Origin of the sequence: Amycolatopsis sp. cg13 (assembly GCF_041346965.1) — a bacterium.
Lineage (GTDB): Bacteria > Actinomycetota > Actinomycetes > Mycobacteriales > Pseudonocardiaceae > Amycolatopsis.
Genome location: NZ_CP166848.1, coordinates 4,185,857 through 4,202,709, shown reverse-complemented (window position 1 = coordinate 4,202,709; position 16,853 = coordinate 4,185,857). Strand labels below are relative to the sequence as shown.

Genomic DNA, 16,853 nt, shown 5'->3' with positions numbered 1-16,853 from the left:
CGGACGTGGTTCCACCGTGCCCGGAGTTGTCCTCAACCTGTCCTCGGTCTGTCCCTTCGTCCTCCGAGAGGCCGTTGACCTGCGCGGGTATGCTCAGGCCCGCAGCGGTGCCGGAGCCGAGGGGGGAACCGCGGAATGGATTTTCGCGTGCTCGGAGCGCTGGAAATCCAGGCTGGATCCGACCGGCTGACGCTGCCCGGCGCCCGCCATCGCCGCGTGCTGGCCTGTTTGCTGCTCTCGCCGAACTCCGTCGTACCGCTGCCGAAGCTGATCGAGGCGACGTGGGACGGCGAGCCGCCCGCGACGGCGACCAAGCAGATCCAGAACTGTGTTTCGGTGCTCCGCGAGCGGCTCGCCGATCCCGGGCAACAGCTCATCGTGACCGACGGTTCGGGCTACCGGATCACGGTCGACAATCAGCAAGTCGACTGGCTTCGATTTACCGACGCCGTCGCCGCGGCCCGCCAGTCGGCGGAGAGCGGCGCGCTGGCCGAGGGCGTCGAGGAGATCCGTTCGGCGTTGAAGCTGTGGCGCGGCCCGGTGCTGGACGGTCTGGATTCCGCGGCGCTCGCCGGGCGCGCGGCGCGGCTGGAGGAGCAGCGGCTGACCGCGCTGGAGCTGTGCATCGACTGGCAGCTGAAGCTCGGTCAGTACCGCGAGGTCGTGGACGAGCTGGCGGAGATCGTCGAGGACCATCCGCTGCGGGAACGGCCGTACGCACAGCTGATGCTCGCGTTGGATCGCAGCGGGCGGCAGGCGGACGCGCTGACCGTGTTTCAGCGGTTGCGGACGCAGCTCGCCGAGGAGCTCGGGGTCGATCCCGGTGCCGATGTGCGCCGGTTGCACGAGCGGATTCTGCGCGGGGAGACGGAAGAACCGAGCGAGCCGGAGGAGCAGCCGAGTCAACCCGAACAGCCGTCGAGCCAGCTCGACCGCGCGGCCGACGAGCTCGCGGCGGCGATCGTCCGGCAGTGGACCGCGGAGGCCGAGATCCGCTCGCTGCACCGTCCGGAACCGGTGCCGCTGACCTGGACGAGCACCGAGCGCCCGGTCGCCGCGGCGGCGTCGGCGGTGCTCGGGCGGCCCGGCACCCAGAGCAGGCTGACGTTCAGCGGCGATCTCACCGACGTCGTCGCGAAGTTCCGGCAGGTCCCGGCGCGGCAGCTGATCGTGCTCGGCGAACCGGGCGCGGGGAAATCAGTGCTGGCCATCCTGCTCACGCTCGGGCTGCTGGCCGACCCGCCGCCGGGCGAACCGGTGCCGGTGCTGCTGCCGCTGTCGTCGTGGAATCCCCGCGAGGAACACCTGCACGGCTGGCTGGCCCGACGGTTGGTCGAGGAGTATCCGGGCCTGGCCAACAGCGGCGCGTACGGCAAGGGCGCGGCGCTGCGGCTGGTGCTCGAAGGCCGGATCATCCCGGTGCTCGACGGGCTCGACGAGCTGGCGCCCGGGCTCCACACCGCGGCGATCGACGCGTTGGACCAGGCCGTTTCCGGAGGACGGCCGCTCGTGGTGACCTGCCGCAGCACCGAGTACGAATTTGCGGTCGAGCAGTCCGGGACCTTTCTGTCGCGGGCGGCGGTGGTGGAGATCGAACCGGTCGAGACCGAGGACGCGATCGACTTTCTCACCGCGCGGCAGCGGTTCGGCGAAACCCGCTGGGACCCGGTGGTCCGGCAGCTGCGGAAGAGCCCGGAAAGCCCGCTGGCGCAGGCACTTCGCACGCCGCTGATGGTCGACCTGGCCAGGACGGCGTACGCGCATCCGTCGACCGATCCCGGCGAACTCTGCGATACCACCCGGTTTCCCGACCGCGCGGCGATCGAAGGGCATCTGCTGGACGAGTACCTTCCGGTGGTCTACACCTCCCGTCCGGCCCCGCCCGCGCGGCTCGACCGGCCGACTCGGCCGCGCGATTACCCGGCGGACCAGGCGCAGCGTTGGCTGAGCTTCTTCGCCCGGCAACTGGAACGCGACCAGAGCCGCGATCTCGCGTGGTGGCAGCTGGATCGTGCGGTGCCGAGGCTGGTTCTCGGGCTCTGCCTCGGGCTGCCGCCCGCGTTGCTGTTCGCGCTCACCGGCTGGATCGCGGCGGGGCCGGTGATCGGCGCGATTTACGGGCTGTCGTTCGCGGTGGCAGGCTGTGTAACGCATACCGTCGGCAGCCGACCGGGCCCGTTGCGAGTGGAGGCGCGGTTCCGCGGTACCGCGGGCCGGTTCCTGCGGCGGTTCGCGGTCGGGGTGCTGATCGGGGTCTGTCTCGGACTGGCCTGGTCGCTGTCGGCCGGGGTGATCGCGCTGCTCGCGGTGGTGTTCGGGTTGGCGATCGGGGTGCACGTCTGGCTGGACACACCGCTGGAGGCGAGCCGGGTGTCTAGTCCGGCGAGCGTCCTGCGCAACGACCGCGCGGCGACGCTGTCGTTCACCTTGTCCTTCATCGTTTCGCTGGGCTTGTTCTACGGGATGGCGTTCGCCTTCACGAAGGAAACGCGATTCCTGGGCGTTTTCCACGACCATTACGACCTGGCGCTGGCCTTTGCCGGAGGGCTGGCGTCGGCGTTGCTGGGCCGGTTTTTGGTGCGGAGCCCGGGAAGTCTCGCCTACGGCCTCGCTGGCGTGATCATCGGCGGCCAGGTCTTTTCGCGCGCGTCGAGCACGGCGCAGGCGATCGCGGCGGGTGTCATGTTCGGGTTGGCGGTGGGGCTGAGCGTGTGGATCGCCCGGGCTTGGGGCGCGTACACGTTCAGCCGGTTGTGGCTGGCCTCCCGGAAGCGGATCCCGTTGGACCTCATGGGTTTCCTCGACGACGCGCATCGCCGTGGTGTCCTGCGTCAGGTCGGTGAGGTGTACCAGTTCCGGCACGCTCGATTGCAGGAACGGCTGGCTGATCCGTCCTAGGCCTGCAACCTCGGGTCCTGCGACGGATCGGCGTACATCGGCGGGCAGCCCTGGTCGATGGCCTCGGGACGCAGTTCGTAGTGCCACGGTTCGTTGCGGTAGATCTGGCACAGTCCATACGCGGCTCCGTGTTTCGACAACCAAGCCGTGGCCTCGAACGGACCGAGGTCGATCGCGTTCCCCAGGACGTGCGCGGACCGCTCGGCGGTGGCCACCCAGCGCGCGGCTTCCTGTTCCGAGCCGTATCTGGCGATTGCCTTGCGCCGAAGCTGATTCTGATACGCCGGTGATCGCCAGCCGCTGTTGACGCGGAACTCGACGCCGTCGTTCGCGGCATCCTTCGCCGCGCGGCGCAGTGCGTCCAGGAACACCGGGTCGAGATTGGCCACGGCGGGAATCTCGGCGAACACCGTCGTGCCGGGCGGGACGGCTCCATCTGCCTCGCTGACTGCGCCACGACGGCGAAGCACCCGGCCGACGGTTCGCCGGAAGGGACTTCGTGCGGATTCGCTGCGGGTCATGGCGTTCAGCCAAGGCGAACCGGTGTTGCCAGCGCGTACGCGGTTTCGGATATGCCAGCGATACGCGTCTGCTCGTAGCATCGATGGCATGCGTGTGCTGATCGTCGAGGACGAGCCGTACCTGGCCGAGGCCATCCGGGGCGGGCTGCGCCTGGAAGCGATCGCGGCCGACCTCGCCGGGGACGGCGACACCGCGCTGGAAATGCTGAGCGTCAACGCGTACGACATGGCGGTGCTCGACCGGGACATTCCCGGACCGTCCGGCGACGAGATCGCGAAGCGCGTCGTCGCGTCCGGCAGCGGCATGCCGATCCTGATGCTCACCGCCGCCGACCGGCTCGACGACAAGGTCTCCGGCTTCGAACTCGGCGCCGACGACTACCTCACCAAACCGTTCGAGCTGCGGGAACTCGTGCTCCGGCTGCGCGCGCTCGACCGCAGGCGCGCGCACAACCGGCCGCCGGTGCGGGAGATCGCCGGGCTGAAGCTGGACCCGTTCCGCCGCGAGGTCTACCGGGACGGCCGGTACGTCGCGCTGACCCGGAAGCAGTTCGCCGTGCTCGAGGTGCTCGTCGCGGCCGAGGGCGGGGTGGTCAGCGCCGAAGAACTCCTCGAACGGGCCTGGGACGAGAACGCGGACCCGTTCACCAACGCGGTCCGCATCACGGTCTCGGCGCTGCGCAAACGGCTCGGCGAACCGTGGCTGGTCGCGACCGTCCCCGGCGTCGGCTACCGGATCGACGACGGATCGGCGCGCGGATGATCCGCGAGCCGGGGATGAGCGTCCGGCTCAAACTGACCCTCAGCTACGCCGGATTCCTCATGCTGGCCGGGACGCTGCTGCTCGGCGCGGTGGCCCTGTTCCTGCTGAACTACCAGGACCGGGCGCTGGAAGTGATGCCGGTGGTGATGGCCCCGTCCGGCCGCGACCTGATCAAGGACTTCGCGCCCGACGCGGCGATCGTGATGCTGCTCCTGCTGGTGTTCGGCCTGCTGGGCGGCTGGGTGCTGGCCGGGCGGATGCTCGCCCCGCTGACCCGGATCACCGCCGCGACCCGGCGCGCCTCGACCGGGTCGCTCGCGCACCGGATCGAACTGGAAGGCCGCGACGACGAGTTCCGCGAACTCGCCGACAGCTTCGACGCCATGCTCGCCCGCCTCGACGCGCACGTCGCCGAACAGCGGAGATTCGCCGCCAACGCCTCCCATGAGCTGCGCACCCCGCTGGCGATCACGCAGAGCCTCCTCGAAGTCGCCCGCAACGACCCGGGCCGCGACGCCGGCGAGCTTCACGAGCGCCTCCGCGTCGTGAATGCCCGGGCGATCGAGCTCACCGAAGCCTTGCTTTTGCTCAGTCGCGCGGATCAGCGGTCGTTCACCCGGGAACCGGTCGATCTGTCGCTTCTGGCCGAAGAGGCCGCCGAGACGCTGCTGCCGCTGGCTGAGAAGCACGGGGTCGTGATCGAGACTTCCGGAGACATCACTGCCGTTCGCGGGTCGCGTGCGCTGCTGCTGCAGTTGACGACGAATCTGCTGCACAACGCGATCGTCCACAACCTGCCGGAAGGCGGGACCGTGCAGCTTCGCGCCAGTTCCTCCGCGACGGCGGGCACGCTCATCGTGGAAAACACCGGGGAGGAAGTCAGCCCGGAGAAGATCTGGACGTTCACCGAGCCGTTCCAGCGCGGCACCGAACGGATCCGTCATGACCATGCTGGGGTCGGTCTTGGGCTGGCGATCGTGAAGAGCATCGCGCAGGCGCATGACGGGACTCTTTCGCTTGCGCCGGGTGCTGCTGGCGGGCTTCGGGTGACAGTGCGGCTACCGGGTGGGGCGATGTCGTTCGGCGATCGTCAGGACGTGCCGGGCTAGGACGGTGTCGGCGTTGGGCGCTCCGGTCGCGGAGGCGCGGGCGGACATCGTCGCGATTCGGGCTGGGTCGGCGAGGATCGGGATAAGGGTGGCCTCGATCCAGGACGGGTTGAGGTCGGCGTCATTCACGAGCAGCGCGCCACCTGCAGCCACGACCGGTCCGGCGTTCAGACGTTGCTCGCCGCCTCGGTCCGGGAGCGGGACGAACGCGGCCGGTAGCCCGACTGCGGCCAGTTCGGCGCAGGTCATCGCGCCTGAGCGGCAGATCGCGAAGTCGGCCGCGGCGTAGGCGTAGTGCATTTCGTCGACATACGGCAGGACTACATACGACGGGTCGCCCGCTTCGACGGTGTGCCGTGGTCCGGTGATGTGCAGGACTTGGATCCCGGCTGCTTTTAGCGATTCAGCTGCGCTGGAGACGGCGGCGTTGATCGCGGTGGCGCCTTGCGAGCCGCCGGTGACCAGCAGCACTGGACCGTCGGGGCGGAGGCCGAACTTCTGTCGGGCTGCTTCGCGGGTTGCGGGGCGGTCGAGTCCGGTGATCGCTGGACGCAGCGGGATGCCGATCGCGGTGCTGTGCTTCAGCCGGACTTCCTGGGAAGCGGTGTACACGTGCGTTGTCATCCGGGCGGCGAGGCGATTGGCCGCGCCGGGGCGGACGTTCGCCTCGTGGATGACGATGGGCAGGCGGCGCTGGCGGGCGGCGAGGTAGGCCGGAGCGGCGACATAGCCGCCGAAGCCCACGACGACGTCTGCCTGGACCTGGTCGAGGACCGTCCCGGCGGCGCGGATCGAATCGCGCAACCGGGACGGCGTCTGCAGGAGGGCTCGGGTTACCTTGCGGGGCAAGGGTGCCGGTGGGATGAGTTCGAGCGGGTAGCCGCGGGCCGGGATGAGCGTGGTGTCGAGGCCGCGGATGGTGCCGAGCGCGGTGACCTCGGCGGCGGGGGCCAGCCGGCGCAGTGCGTCGGCGAAGTTCATCGCGGGTTCGATGTGTCCGGCGGAATGGCCTCCGGCGACGACCACGCGTGGTGTTTTGGCGTCCATCTACGCGACAAGGAAATCGAAGTACGTGTCTGGATAGGGCTCGTCCTTCAGCGTGTAGTGCCACCACTCGGATTCGTAGGCGGCGAAACCGCAATCGTCCATAATGGATCGGAGGTGCTGGCGATTTGCCGCCTCTGCTGCGGTGATACTGGGCGCGCCGTGGTGCGAGACGGCGTCCATCAGGTCGAAGCCGCCGCCCATGGGGAGAAGCTCGCCGGTGTCCAGGCGGTACAGCGTCAAGTCCACTGTGCTGCCTCGGGTGTGGCCGGATTTGGTTGCCACGTAGCCGTTTTCGAACATTTGCGACCGGTTGAGGTTCGGGTAGTGCTGGTGTTTCTTGCGGCCGTCTTCGGGCTGTTTCGCCCAGCGCAGGAAGCAGTCCACGGCGCGCTGCGGCCGGTAGCCGTCCCAGATCAGCAGGCCGAAACCCAGGGTCGCGGCTTTGTCCTGGGCGCTTTGAAGCGCGGTGCACAAAGCGTGGGTGCCGACGATCCGGTTCGCCAGGTAGCCGTCGACGGGTTTGCCGGTGAAGTTGTCCCAGGTGGCGTACTTGGCGTCCCAGCGGATCCCGGGCGCGGCCTCGTCCAGGAAGGCGAAACCGTGCTTCATCGGGAGGTCCCGGCCAACGCGAGCGACACTATCCGGTCGAGCAGTTCGGGGAACGACACCCCGGCCGCCGCGATCATCCGCGGGTACCGGCTGTAGGAGGTCAGGCCGGGGAAAGTGTTGACCTCATTCAGCATGGCGGTGCCGTCTTCGAGCAGGAACAGGTCGACCCGGGCGAGGCCCTGGCAGCCCAGCGCGCGGTAGATGGTCTGGGCGGTCGCCTGCACACGGGCGCGCGCCTGGCCGGAGATGTCCGCGGGGACGAGGATGGTCGAGTTCTCGGAGCCGCTTTCGGGGTTGTCTTCCTGGTGGATCTTGAAGAAGCCGTGCGACAGCCGGATCTGGTCTGGTTCGCCGACCGTCAGTTCTGCGCCGTTGCCCAGAACCGCGCAGCCCACCTCGCTGCCTTCGACCGCTTCCTCGATCAGCACCTTGGAATCGAACTGTGCCGCTTCAGTGATCGCGCCCGGCAAGTCCTCTTCGCGGGAAACCTTGGTGACGCCGAACGAGGAGCCGGACCGGGCCGGTTTCACGAAGACGGGGTAGGCGAACTTGCTGGCGTCGACTTTCTCGTCCGCGGTACCGGCCCAGAAGTTCGGCGTGGCGATGCCCGCGCTGTCGACGACCAGGTACGCGAGGGATTTGTCCATGCACAGCGCGGAACTCTGCACGTCGCAGCCCGCGTACGGGATTCCGGACAGCTCCAGGAGGCCCTGCATCGCGCCGTCTTCGCCGAGCTTGCCGTGCAGCACCGGGAGCACCACGTCCAGCCGGACCGGTTCGTATTTCCCCTGGTTCCCGACGAGCAGCCCGTGGACGCTGCGGTCCGGCGAGAGCATCGCCGGGCGTCCGCCGTCCTCCCACGCTTCGCCGGGGCCGTCGCACAGCTTCCAGGAGCCGTCCTTGGCGATCCCGATCCAGTACGGTTCGTACTTTTCCAGGTCGAGGTTCTTCTCGACCTCGCGCGCGGATTTGACCGAGACGGGGTGTTCCTCGGAGATTCCCCCGAAGATGACGCCGACCTTGAGCTTAGTCATGGTTCGTCCAGCTTTCGAAATTCAGGCAGTTGAGGAGACTGTTTTCCACCGCGTCGCGCAACGCGTGGTCGGTGTAGTACGCGGTGTGCGGGCTGATCAGCACGTTCGGCAGTTTCTGCAGCCGCGCCAGATTCGTGTTCTCGATCGGTTTCCGGCGGCAATCGGCGTAGAACATCCCTTCCTCGCCTTCGATGACGTCCAATGCTGCGCCGCCCAACTTGCCGTTTTCCAACGCGGACAGGAGAGCGTCGGTGTCGATCAGCCCGCCGCGGCCGGTGTTGACGACGATCGCCCCTGGCTTCAGCTGCGCGATCCGCTGCCGGTTCAGCAGATGGCGGGTCTCGGGCGCGAGCGGGGTGTGGAGGGTGATGATGTCGCTCTGCCGCAGCAAATCGTCGAGGGGAACGTAATCCGCCGACGTCCGCGGACGAAGGTCGTAGGCCAGCTTCTGGCCGCCGAATCCCCACAACCGGTCGATGACCGCCGCGCCGATCCGTCCGGTTCCGATGACGCCGACGGTGAGGTCGCGCAGTTCTTTTCCCGGAAGATCGCTTAACCGGTAATCGTGTGCGTCCGCCCGGCGAATGAGAGATTTCGCGTTGCGGATCGCCATCAGCATCAACATGAGCGTGTAATCGGCGACGCTGTCGGGCGAGTAGGCGACGTTTTCGACGGTGATCCCGATCTTCTCGGCGTACGCGACGTCGAGATGATTGCACCCGATGCTCCGCGTGGAGAGATACTTGACGCCGACCTCGCCGAGCGCGCGCAGAGCAGCGTTGGTGATGCGCGTTTTGTGACTGACACTGACGCACCGATTCCCGGCGGCGAGCCCGACGTTGGCTTCGGACAACGCCGCCGAGGTGACAGCCGGTGTCACCCCCAAACGAGACACCGCCTCCCGAACCAAGGCGGCTTCGTCGGGCCCGCACCCGTAGATCGTGATGCCGGCCGCCGGAACCAGCGCCCGAAGCCCCGCGGCGCGTGCCGGTTCGCGGTAGGTCATGCGTGCCAGTCAAGGCAGGACGATGTTGCCAGCACGTATGCGGTTTCCGATACGCGGACGATATGCGGTGGAGCGAGCGGGCGTCGGCGTGGTCGGATATCTCGGTGCGGGAGTGGGAGCGGAGGAACGCGGAACGCCGGGCGACCGTCTTGGCGCTGCCGACCGTTCCTGTCTGGCATCATGCGCGAATCGTGCCGCCGCAGCAGGGGGACGTGCGGATTTCGGAGTCGATCGGGCCGTTCGGCGAGTTGATGGCGTTGTGGTCGGGCCCGGAGAGCCAACCGGTGAGGTTTCCGCGCGCGCCGGAATCGCGGCCGACGCCGGTACGGGTGACCGTGCACGTGCCGGAGATGGCGGTCGCCGCGCGGATTCCTGATCTTCGGCTCGCGTATCCGCAGGCGCAGCCGCTGCCGGACGGTCGCGTGCTGGTGGTCGGTCCGCGGTGCGCGTGGCGGCCGGAAAGCCCGGACCGCAACGCGATCGTCTACGACGCTGACGGCGAAGTGGTGGCCGAGCAGACCTTCGGCGACGGCATCCAACACGTGCAGACCACACGGAGCGGCGAGACCTGGGTCGGCTACTTCGATGAAGGCGTTCTCGGCTCGAACGGCTGGGGCGAGGACGGCGCTGCGCCGCCGATCGGCCGGAGCGGGCTGGTGCGGTTCTCGGCCGACTTGGCTGAGGAATGGCACTATCCCAACTCCGCTGGGGTGGCCTGGGGGCACATCCTGGACTGTTACGCGCTCAACGTCGACGGCGACACTGCCTGGGCGTGCGGCTACACCGACTTCGCCGTCGTCCGAATCCGCGACGGCGGCGTGACCGGGTGGCGCAACGAGATCCGCGGCTCCTATGCCTATGCCTTGGCGGCGCAGGGTTCCAGGGTCGCGTTGTGCAGTGGTCACGAGCCGTTGCGGGATCGGCTGGTGACCGGGGTCCTGGACGACGGCCAGTTCCGGATCACCGGCGAGTACCGGCTCGTCCTGCCCGACGGGCACGAGGTGCCGCGGCAGGCTCGCGTCTTCGGGCGGGGAGCGGATCTGCATGTCGTGACCCAGGACGGCTGGTACCGGATCAGCCTCGACGACCTCCCGGCGTAAGAAAATCCCTGCCACCAGAAGGATCCCGCCACCGCGCCACCAACGACCCCGGTTGTTCATCGACCGTTCACGCCGAAATCCCCGTGCCGTGCGTCAAAAGCTGAAGGATTCGAGGTGACGTGGGGGAGGGTTCGTGAAGCGCCGGTTGTCGATCGGGCTGGCTGTGGTTTTGGTGCTCGCCGTGGCGGGGGTGCTCGTCTGGGGGCGGTCCGGCGACGACTCCGCGGCTGGCGGCGGGATTACCGTTGTGCGCGGGGTGATCGGGTCGGAGAAGCAGGCCTTCTTCACTGATCAGCGCGTAGTGGACGCGTTCGCCAAACAGGGGCTGAAGGTCGAGGTCGACACCGCGGGATCGCGGCAGATCGCGACGAGCGTGGACCTCGGGAAGTACGAGTTCGCGTTTCCCTCGTCGTCGCCAGCGGCGCAGAAGATCCAGCGCGACAAGAAAGTCACGACGGTCTATACGCCGTTCCAGTCGCCGATGGCGGTCGCGACGTTCGAGCCCATCGTGCAGCTGCTGAGCGGCAACGGCGTGGTGCACAAGGGCGCGGGCGAATACCAGGTGCTCGACATCGCGAAGTACCTGCAGCTCGCGGGCACCCGCTGGGATCAGCTGCCGAACAACACGGCCTACCCGGTGCGCAAGAACGTCCTCGTGACCACTACCGACCCGCGCGAGTCCAACTCCGCGGCGATGTATCTGTCGATCGTTTCGTTCGTGGCCAACGGGAACAACGTCGTCTCCAGTCCGGACCAGGAGACGAAGGTCCTGCCGCAGGTCGCGAAGTTGTTCCTGGACCAGGGATATACGCAGAACAGCACTGAGGGGCCGTTCGAGGATTACCTGTCGGCGGGCATGGGCAAGACGCCGCTCGCGTTGATCTACGAATCGCAGTACGTCGACCGCGTGCTGCGCAACGACGGCTCGATTCGTCCGGACATGCGGATGCTGTACACGGCGCCGACGGTGTATTCCAAGCATACCCTCGTTCCGTTCTCCGCCAACGGAAACAAGGTCGGCCAGGCGCTGTCGACGGATCCGGAACTCGGCAAGCTCGCCGCCGCTTTCGGGTTCCGCACGACGAATCCGCAGGTGTTCCGCGAGGTCGCCGCGCAGGCCAAGGTGCCCGGCGAACTCGTCGACGCCGTCGAGCCGCCGAGCTTCGAGACCTTGGAACGCATGCTCGACGCGATTCAGAAGCAGTACTGATGGACGAATTCACCCTCACCCCGCCGGAACCGGTGGCGGCGGTGCCCGTGGAACGCGCTGCCGGGCTCATCGCGCTCGGCGACGACACCCGGGCCGAGATTTCCCAGCGGGCCGACGAATTCGCCGCGCGGCTCGAAGCGCTCGACGTCAAATCACCCGAGTTCACCGCGTTGCTTGACGAGATACTCGCGGTCGGCGAGGCGGACATGCGCACGGCGGCGACGGTCGCGGGCACGATGCTCGACCGGTCGACGAAGGCGCTCGACGCTGCTCGTTCGCCGCAGCAGGAAGTGACGATGAGCCTGACCGAGTTGCGCCGTACGGTCGCGGAACTCGATCCGGCGAAGCTGCCGATCACTGGGCGCAAACTGCTCGGGATCTTCCCGGCCGCAGCCAGCGCGAAGCGGGCGCTCGATCGGTATCGGGCGGCGAATGAGCCGGTGAACGCGCTGGTCCGCGAGTTGCGCGTGCGGCAGGACGTGCTGCGGCGCGACAACGCGGCGATCAAGGGCGAACGCGAGCGGCTCTGGGCGACCCTTGGCAAACTGGCCGAGGCCGCTGCGTTCGCTGAAGCCGTCGACGGGGCGATTGATCGGCAGGCGGGCGTCTTCGACCTGACGGATCCCGCGCACGCCAACGCTTTGCGCGCCGATCTGTTGTATCCGATCCGCCAGCGGCATCAGGACGTGCTGACGCAGCTGGCCGTGAGCGCACAGGGGTATCTCGCGCTTGATTTGGTGCGGCGCACCAACGATGAGCTGATCCGCGGTGTGGAGCGGGCGGCGACCACGACGGTTTCCGCGCTGCGCGTCGCGATGCTGGTGAGCGCGGCGTTGGCCAACCAGCGTGACGTGCTCGACGAGGTCAACGCGCTGCAGGCGACCACGAACGGCCTGCTGCGGGCGAACGCGGAGCTGTTGCAGTCGCAGAGCGAGGAAATCCGCAAGGCCTCGAGCGACCCGGCGATCGCGGTCGACACCCTGCGCGAGTCGTTCGACCGGATCTACTCGGCGTTCGACGCGATCGATGGGTTCAAGGCCGAAGCTGTGTCGCGAATGGCGTCCACTGTGGAATCTCTGTCCGGGGAGTTGCGGCGCGCGGAGGATCGGCTGCGCCGGTCGCACGAGGGGGAGCTGTGAGAAGACTCGGCGTACTGGCGCTGGCCGCCGCGCTGCTGATGGCCGGTTGTTCGGCGGCGGAACCGACCGATCCGGGTCAGCCCGCGGCGGGCACGTTGCGGGTATTCGCGGGCAGCGAGCTGGCCGACCTGCAGCCGGTCCTCGACGAGGCGGCGAAGGCGACCGGGGTGCAAGTCAAGTTCACTTTCACCGGCACGCTGGAGGGCGCGGAGGCGCTCGCGAAGGGCAGCGTCGACAGGAAGTACGACGCGGTGTGGTTCTCCTCGAACCGTTACCCGGCAGGCATTCCCGACGCGAGCAAGCGGCTCGGCAACCAGTCGAAGATCATGCGTTCGCCGGTGGTGCTCGGGCTCTCGGCACCGGTCGCGCAGCGGCTTGGCTGGGACAAGAAGGCGCCGACCTGGGGCGACATCGCGGTGGCGGCCGGGAAGAAGGAGTTCAGCTACGGGATGACCGACCCGTCGGCGTCGAACTCCGGATTCTCCGCGCTCGTCGGGGTCGCTTCGGCGCTCGCCGGTGCGGGCGCGGCGATCGACGCGAAGCAGATCGAGACGGTCACGCCGCAGCTCACGCAGTTCTTCAGCGCACAGCAGATGTCGGCGGGCTCTTCGGGCTGGCTGTCCGATGCCTTCCAGAAGCGCGCGACCGGGCAGGACCCGGGGCAGAAGGTCGACGGGCTGGTCAACTACGAGTCCGTCCTGCTGTCGTTGAACGCCTCGGGCAAGCTGTCGCAGCCGTTGACGCTCATCTACCCGACGGACGGCGTCGTCACCGCCGATTACCCGCTCACCCTGCTCAATGGCGCGAGCGACGCCGCGCGCACGGCGCATCAGAAGCTTTCGGACTACCTGCGCACGCCCGATGTGCAGCGCCGGATCATGACCACTACGCAGCGCCGACCAGCCGTCCCCGGCGTTCAGCTCGGGCAGCAGTTCGCTTCGCACGACTTGGTGGAGCTGCCTTTCCCGGCGACGCAGCAGGCCGTCGATGCTTTGCTTTCCGCCTACTTCAGCAAAATCCGCCGCCCGTCGCGGACGTTGTACCTGCTGGACACGTCGGGGTCGATGCGAGACGGCCGGATCGAGGCACTGCGTTCGGCGTTGTCCGGGCTCACTGGCGCGGACAGTTCGCTGGTCGGCCGATACCGGCAGTTCCGCAGCCGCGAAGAGGTCACGATGCTGCCGTTCAACACCCAGCCGGGGATGCCGACGACGTTCACCGTGCCCGAGCAGTATCCGCAGCCCGAACTGGCGAAGATCAAGGACTACGTCGGCGGCCTGACGGCTAACGGCGGCACCGCCATCTACGACACCCTGCAGCACGGGTACCAGGTGCTGGAGCCGCTCGTCGCGAAGGATCCGGACCGGTTCAACTCGATCGTGCTGATGACCGACGGCCAGAACGAGAACGGCTCCGACCTCGCCGCGTTCAAGGCGGCGTTCGGCTCGCTGCCGCCGACGATGCGGCAGATCCCGGTGTTCACGGTCCTGTTCGGCGAGGGCAGCGGCGACGAACTCGGCCAGGTCGCCGCACTGACCGGCGGCAAGGTCTTCGACGCCAGGAACGTGCAGCTGTCCAGCGTGTTCCAGGAGATTCGCGGATACCAATGAGACGCTGGTTCGGCTCCACCAAGAACCTCTTCGGCTGCGTCGGCGCGCTGGCCGGGCTGCTGCTGTACGTGCTCGGCGTGATCGGTCCGTTGTGGCTGATGTTCGTGGTCCTGGTCGTGTTGTATGCCGCGGGCGCGCTGCTTGGCCCGCCGGAGAAGGTGCGGCTGGTCGTGGAGCCGTCGGTGGAGGCGGCTGAGGTCCGTTCGTCGCTGGACACTTTGCTGCGGACGGCTTCCGGTCGGCTTCCGGAGTCCACTATGGACGCGGTGCGGCGGGTGGCGGAGATGCTGTCGGATCTGCTCGCGGATCCTCGACGGCTGGCGGGGAACCCGGATCTGCAGCATCGGGTGTTGTTGCTGGCGCGGACGGATCTGCCGTTGTCGGTGCAGACGTATCTCAACTTGCCGCGATGGTTCGCCGCGCATCGGGGTGAGGCGGGGCAGGAGTTGGTGACCCAGTTGGGGTTGATCGAGCGGCGGGCGCATCAGTTGGCGGGGGAGTACTACGCGGCGGAGGTCAACCGGCAGAAGGACCAGACGCGCTACCTGGGCGAGGAGCCGTAGCGAGGTCCGGTGGGGCTTGCCATCGGGCGAGGCGGTCGTAGAGCCGGGACAGTCGGACGTGGAAGGTCTCCAGCGCCCAGGCCAGTTGCCAGCCGGCGGGGTTGCGTTCGAGCGTGGTCGCGGTGTGCTGGGCGGCGAGCAGGCAGGCGTGTTCGGTGTTGCACCAGGCCAAAGCCGCCAGCGCGTCGGGCAGCGGATGGAGCGCGACGTCCGGTGCGGGCGGATCGAGCGGGACCGAGTCCTGGCGCGGGTTCAGCAGCCGGTCGGCGGCGTGGGCGGTGTGCGTGTAGAAGTACAGGATCCGCCGCAAAGCCGCGTCGCGCGCGTCTTCGGTGAGGGCGTGCTGGGCGGTCTCGCTGGCGTAGAGACGGATCAGGTCATGCATCCGATACCGGCCCGGAACGTGTTGCTGCACCAGGGAAGCGATCTCCAATTCGCGCAGGACCGTTCGCAGTTGGGCAGCGGGAAGCGCCACCAACGCTTCGGCGGCGGCCAGGCTGATGTCCGGGCCGGGAGCGATGCCCAGCAAACCGAAGAGTCGCGTCGCTTGCGGACTCAGCGCGCGGACCGACCAGGACAGCACCGCCCGCAGATTCACGCGCAGGCCACCGGCGTTCAGGCCGTCCAAGCGGGCGGAGGCGTCGCGCAGTTCCTCGGCAAGGACTGCCAGCGGGAACGTCGGGTGGTGCTGGGCGCGGGCGGCCACGATCCGCACTGCCAGCGGCAGTCCGGCGCACATCGCGAGCAGGTCGGCGACCGTGTCCGGTTCGGCGGCCAACCGCTCCGGGCCGAGATGCCCGGCGAGGAGTTCGCGGGCGTCGGAGTCGGGCAGGACGTCCAGGTTGAGCAGGTGGACGCCGTACAGCGCGGCGAGGCCGACCAGATGGCGGCGGCTGGTGATCAGGACGGTGCAGGTGGGAGTGCCCGGCAGCAGGGGCGTGACCTGGTCGATGTCGCGGGCGTTGTCCAGCACGAGCAGCATCCGTTTCCCGGAGAGCAGGCTGCGGTAGAGCCCGATTTGCGCTTCCAGGTCGACGGGGACCGCGGAGGGGACGACGCCGAGCGCGTCCAGGAAGCCGCGCACTGCCTCCGCGGCGGCCACGGGCTGCCCGGTGGGATCGAAACCGTGCAGGTCGACGTGCAGTTGCCCGTCCGGGAACCGGCTGAGCCGCTGGTGCGCCCAGTGCAGCGCCAGCCAGGTTTTGCCGATTCCGCCGGTGCCGCCGATCGCGACCGTGCCCGCCAGGTCCATGTGCCGGTCCAGTTGGACGAGTTCGCCGCTGCGGCCGGCGAACCGCCGGGGCGGACACGGCAGTTGCCGGGGGACCGAGGGCCGGGTCGGCTGTTCCGGCGCGGGCGCGGCCAGTGCGGGGTCGGCGGCGAGGATCTGCTCGTGCAATTGCCGGAGCGGACGGCTGGGATCGGTGCCGAGTTCGTCGGCCAGAACACGTTGCAGGCGATGGTAATGCTGCAGCGCCTCGGCTTGGCGGCGGCTGCGGTAGAGGGCCAGCAGGTACTGCCCGGCGAGGCGTTCGTCGAACGGATGGCTCGCGGTGCCGGCGGCCAGTTCGGCGAGCAGTTCGGCGTGTTTGCCTTGGCGCAGCCGGATGTCGGTCAGATCGAGGCGCGCGGTCCGCTGGTGCGCGGTCAGCGCGGCGCGCAGCGAACACAGCCACGGGATGTCGGCTGCGGCGGCGAGATCGGAGAAAGGCTTGCCTTGCCACAAGGACAGTGCTTGTTCCAGTGCGGTCGCGGCGATCTGGTCAGCACGGGAGTCGGTGCGAGCTTGTTCCAGCAGCGCGTGGAAACGGTGCAGGTCGATCGCGTCCGGTTCGACGGAAAGCCGGTAACCGCAGCCGTTGCGGGTGAGCGCGACTTCCGGAATCGGAGCGAGCACCTTGCGCAGCAACGGAATGTTGTGCTGCACCGCTCGGCGCGGCTGCCGGGGGAGCGCGCCTTCGGGCCAGACCCGGTCGATGAGTTCGTCCATCGAGACCGTCTGGTTGGCCTCGATCAGCAACACCGCCGCCATGCAGCGCAATTGCTGATGGCCGAGTGCGATCGCGCGGTCGTCCACTGTCACGCCAACAGGGCCGAGCAGACGGAATCGTACCGTCATCGTGATCACCCGTGAGCCGGTCGCCGGACCAAGACCTGTTGTGTCTAGCCGCCGTTGCCCGGGTCTTGCAATGGCGACGGCGGATCTGCGGCGCTACGGGCGAGCATTTTCGGCCAAGCGGACCG

At 68.3% G+C, this 16,853-nt stretch carries 14 protein-coding genes; 8 read left to right on the top strand and 6 right to left on the bottom strand.

Annotation, left to right across the window (positions count from 1 at the left end; genetic code table 11):
• The first annotated feature begins 135 nt into the window (after window positions 1-135).
• The gene (locus AB5I40_RS19095; RefSeq protein WP_370939888.1) at window positions 136-2,898 is read left to right on the top strand and encodes a BTAD domain-containing putative transcriptional regulator; all 2,763 of its coding nucleotides are present in this window, start codon (window positions 136-138) and stop codon (window positions 2,896-2,898) included.
• On the opposite strand, the gene AB5I40_RS19090 is transcribed toward AB5I40_RS19095, so the two are convergent.
• Window positions 2,895-3,419 (bottom strand): M15 family metallopeptidase, encoded by a 525-nt coding sequence (locus tag AB5I40_RS19090; protein ID WP_370939887.1) that lies wholly within the window; start codon window positions 3,417-3,419, stop codon window positions 2,895-2,897. The two genes, AB5I40_RS19095 and AB5I40_RS19090, sit on opposite strands and share 4 nt — an antisense overlap.
• Window positions 3,420-3,507: 88 nt before the next feature.
• On the opposite strand from AB5I40_RS19090, the gene AB5I40_RS19085 reads away from it, so the two are divergent.
• Both AB5I40_RS19085 and AB5I40_RS19080 read left to right on the top strand, forming a co-directional pair.
• Window positions 3,508-4,182: a response regulator transcription factor gene (locus AB5I40_RS19085; protein ID WP_370939886.1), complete on the top strand. Its 675-nt coding sequence runs from the start codon at window positions 3,508-3,510 to the stop codon at window positions 4,180-4,182.
• Window positions 4,179-5,291, top strand: a complete 1,113-nt coding sequence (locus AB5I40_RS19080; protein ID WP_370939885.1) for a sensor histidine kinase — start codon at window positions 4,179-4,181, stop codon at window positions 5,289-5,291. Before AB5I40_RS19085 ends, AB5I40_RS19080 begins: the two co-directional genes overlap by 4 nt.
• On the opposite strand, the gene AB5I40_RS19075 is transcribed toward AB5I40_RS19080, so the two are convergent.
• Genes AB5I40_RS19075 through AB5I40_RS19060 form a run of 4 tightly spaced genes read right to left on the bottom strand, consistent with a single transcriptional unit; the run spans window position 5,241 to window position 8,987 of the window.
• Window positions 5,241-6,338 (bottom strand): glycosyltransferase, encoded by a 1,098-nt coding sequence (locus AB5I40_RS19075; RefSeq protein WP_370939884.1) that lies wholly within the window; start codon window positions 6,336-6,338, stop codon window positions 5,241-5,243. The genes AB5I40_RS19080 and AB5I40_RS19075 overlap by 51 nt on opposite strands.
• Window positions 6,339-6,947: a D-Ala-D-Ala dipeptidase VanX gene (gene vanX, locus AB5I40_RS19070; protein ID WP_370939883.1), complete on the bottom strand. Its 609-nt coding sequence runs from the start codon at window positions 6,945-6,947 to the stop codon at window positions 6,339-6,341.
• The gene (gene vanA, locus AB5I40_RS19065; RefSeq protein ID WP_370939882.1) at window positions 6,944-7,981 is read right to left on the bottom strand and encodes a D-alanine--(R)-lactate ligase; all 1,038 of its coding nucleotides are present in this window, start codon (window positions 7,979-7,981) and stop codon (window positions 6,944-6,946) included. The genes vanX and vanA overlap by 4 nt, the downstream gene beginning before the upstream one ends.
• The gene (locus tag AB5I40_RS19060) at window positions 7,974-8,987 is read right to left on the bottom strand and encodes a D-isomer specific 2-hydroxyacid dehydrogenase family protein (RefSeq protein ID WP_370939881.1); all 1,014 of its coding nucleotides are present in this window, start codon (window positions 8,985-8,987) and stop codon (window positions 7,974-7,976) included. The genes vanA and AB5I40_RS19060 overlap by 8 nt, the downstream gene beginning before the upstream one ends.
• Before the next feature lie 62 nt (window positions 8,988-9,049).
• Between AB5I40_RS19060 and AB5I40_RS19055 the strand changes: the two genes are divergently transcribed.
• The 5 genes from AB5I40_RS19055 (at window position 9,050) to AB5I40_RS19035 (ending at window position 14,609) form a co-directional block, all read left to right on the top strand.
• Window positions 9,050-10,087: a hypothetical protein gene (locus AB5I40_RS19055; RefSeq protein WP_370939880.1), complete on the top strand. Its 1,038-nt coding sequence runs from the start codon at window positions 9,050-9,052 to the stop codon at window positions 10,085-10,087.
• A 133-nt stretch (window positions 10,088-10,220) separates the two neighbouring features.
• The gene (locus tag AB5I40_RS19050) at window positions 10,221-11,297 is read left to right on the top strand and encodes a hypothetical protein (protein WP_370939879.1); all 1,077 of its coding nucleotides are present in this window, start codon (window positions 10,221-10,223) and stop codon (window positions 11,295-11,297) included.
• Complete coding sequence (locus tag AB5I40_RS19045; protein ID WP_370939878.1) at window positions 11,297-12,436, top strand: toxic anion resistance protein; 1,140 nt, start codon at window positions 11,297-11,299, stop codon at window positions 12,434-12,436. Before AB5I40_RS19050 ends, AB5I40_RS19045 begins: the two co-directional genes overlap by 1 nt.
• The gene (locus tag AB5I40_RS19040; RefSeq protein WP_370939877.1) at window positions 12,433-14,046 is read left to right on the top strand and encodes a substrate-binding domain-containing protein; all 1,614 of its coding nucleotides are present in this window, start codon (window positions 12,433-12,435) and stop codon (window positions 14,044-14,046) included. Before AB5I40_RS19045 ends, AB5I40_RS19040 begins: the two co-directional genes overlap by 4 nt.
• Window positions 14,043-14,609 carry a hypothetical protein gene (locus AB5I40_RS19035; protein WP_370939876.1) on the top strand — a complete coding sequence of 189 codons (567 nt, stop codon included), beginning with the start codon at window positions 14,043-14,045 and terminating at the stop codon, window positions 14,607-14,609. Before AB5I40_RS19040 ends, AB5I40_RS19035 begins: the two co-directional genes overlap by 4 nt.
• On the opposite strand, the gene AB5I40_RS19030 is transcribed toward AB5I40_RS19035, so the two are convergent.
• The gene (locus tag AB5I40_RS19030; RefSeq protein WP_370939875.1) at window positions 14,563-16,728 is read right to left on the bottom strand and encodes a BTAD domain-containing putative transcriptional regulator; all 2,166 of its coding nucleotides are present in this window, start codon (window positions 16,726-16,728) and stop codon (window positions 14,563-14,565) included. The genes AB5I40_RS19035 and AB5I40_RS19030 overlap by 47 nt on opposite strands.
• Window positions 16,729-16,853: the final 125 nt, after the last annotated feature.

What these genes read in the sequence shown, in the direction of transcription:
- AB5I40_RS19075 (WP_370939884.1), bottom strand. Translation starts at nt 6,338, where the DNA reads ATGGACGCCAAAACACCACGCGTGGTCGTCGCCGGAGGCCATTCCGCC.
- AB5I40_RS19060 (WP_370939881.1), bottom strand. Translation starts at nt 8,987, where the DNA reads ATGACCTACCGCGAACCGGCACGCGCCGCGGGGCTTCGGGCGCTGGTT.
- vanX (WP_370939883.1), bottom strand. Translation starts at nt 6,947, where the DNA reads ATGAAGCACGGTTTCGCCTTCCTGGACGAGGCCGCGCCCGGGATCCGC.
- AB5I40_RS19030 (WP_370939875.1), bottom strand. Translation starts at nt 16,728, where the DNA reads ATGACGGTACGATTCCGTCTGCTCGGCCCTGTTGGCGTGACAGTGGAC.
- AB5I40_RS19035 (WP_370939876.1), top strand. Translation starts at nt 14,043, where the DNA reads ATGAGACGCTGGTTCGGCTCCACCAAGAACCTCTTCGGCTGCGTCGGC.
- AB5I40_RS19055 (WP_370939880.1), top strand. Translation starts at nt 9,050, where the DNA reads ATGCGGTGGAGCGAGCGGGCGTCGGCGTGGTCGGATATCTCGGTGCGG.
- vanA (WP_370939882.1), bottom strand. Translation starts at nt 7,981, where the DNA reads ATGACTAAGCTCAAGGTCGGCGTCATCTTCGGGGGAATCTCCGAGGAA.
- AB5I40_RS19080 (WP_370939885.1), top strand. Translation starts at nt 4,179, where the DNA reads ATGATCCGCGAGCCGGGGATGAGCGTCCGGCTCAAACTGACCCTCAGC.
- AB5I40_RS19095 (WP_370939888.1), top strand. Translation starts at nt 136, where the DNA reads ATGGATTTTCGCGTGCTCGGAGCGCTGGAAATCCAGGCTGGATCCGAC.
- AB5I40_RS19045 (WP_370939878.1), top strand. Translation starts at nt 11,297, where the DNA reads ATGGACGAATTCACCCTCACCCCGCCGGAACCGGTGGCGGCGGTGCCC.
- AB5I40_RS19090 (WP_370939887.1), bottom strand. Translation starts at nt 3,419, where the DNA reads ATGACCCGCAGCGAATCCGCACGAAGTCCCTTCCGGCGAACCGTCGGC.
- AB5I40_RS19085 (WP_370939886.1), top strand. Translation starts at nt 3,508, where the DNA reads ATGCGTGTGCTGATCGTCGAGGACGAGCCGTACCTGGCCGAGGCCATC.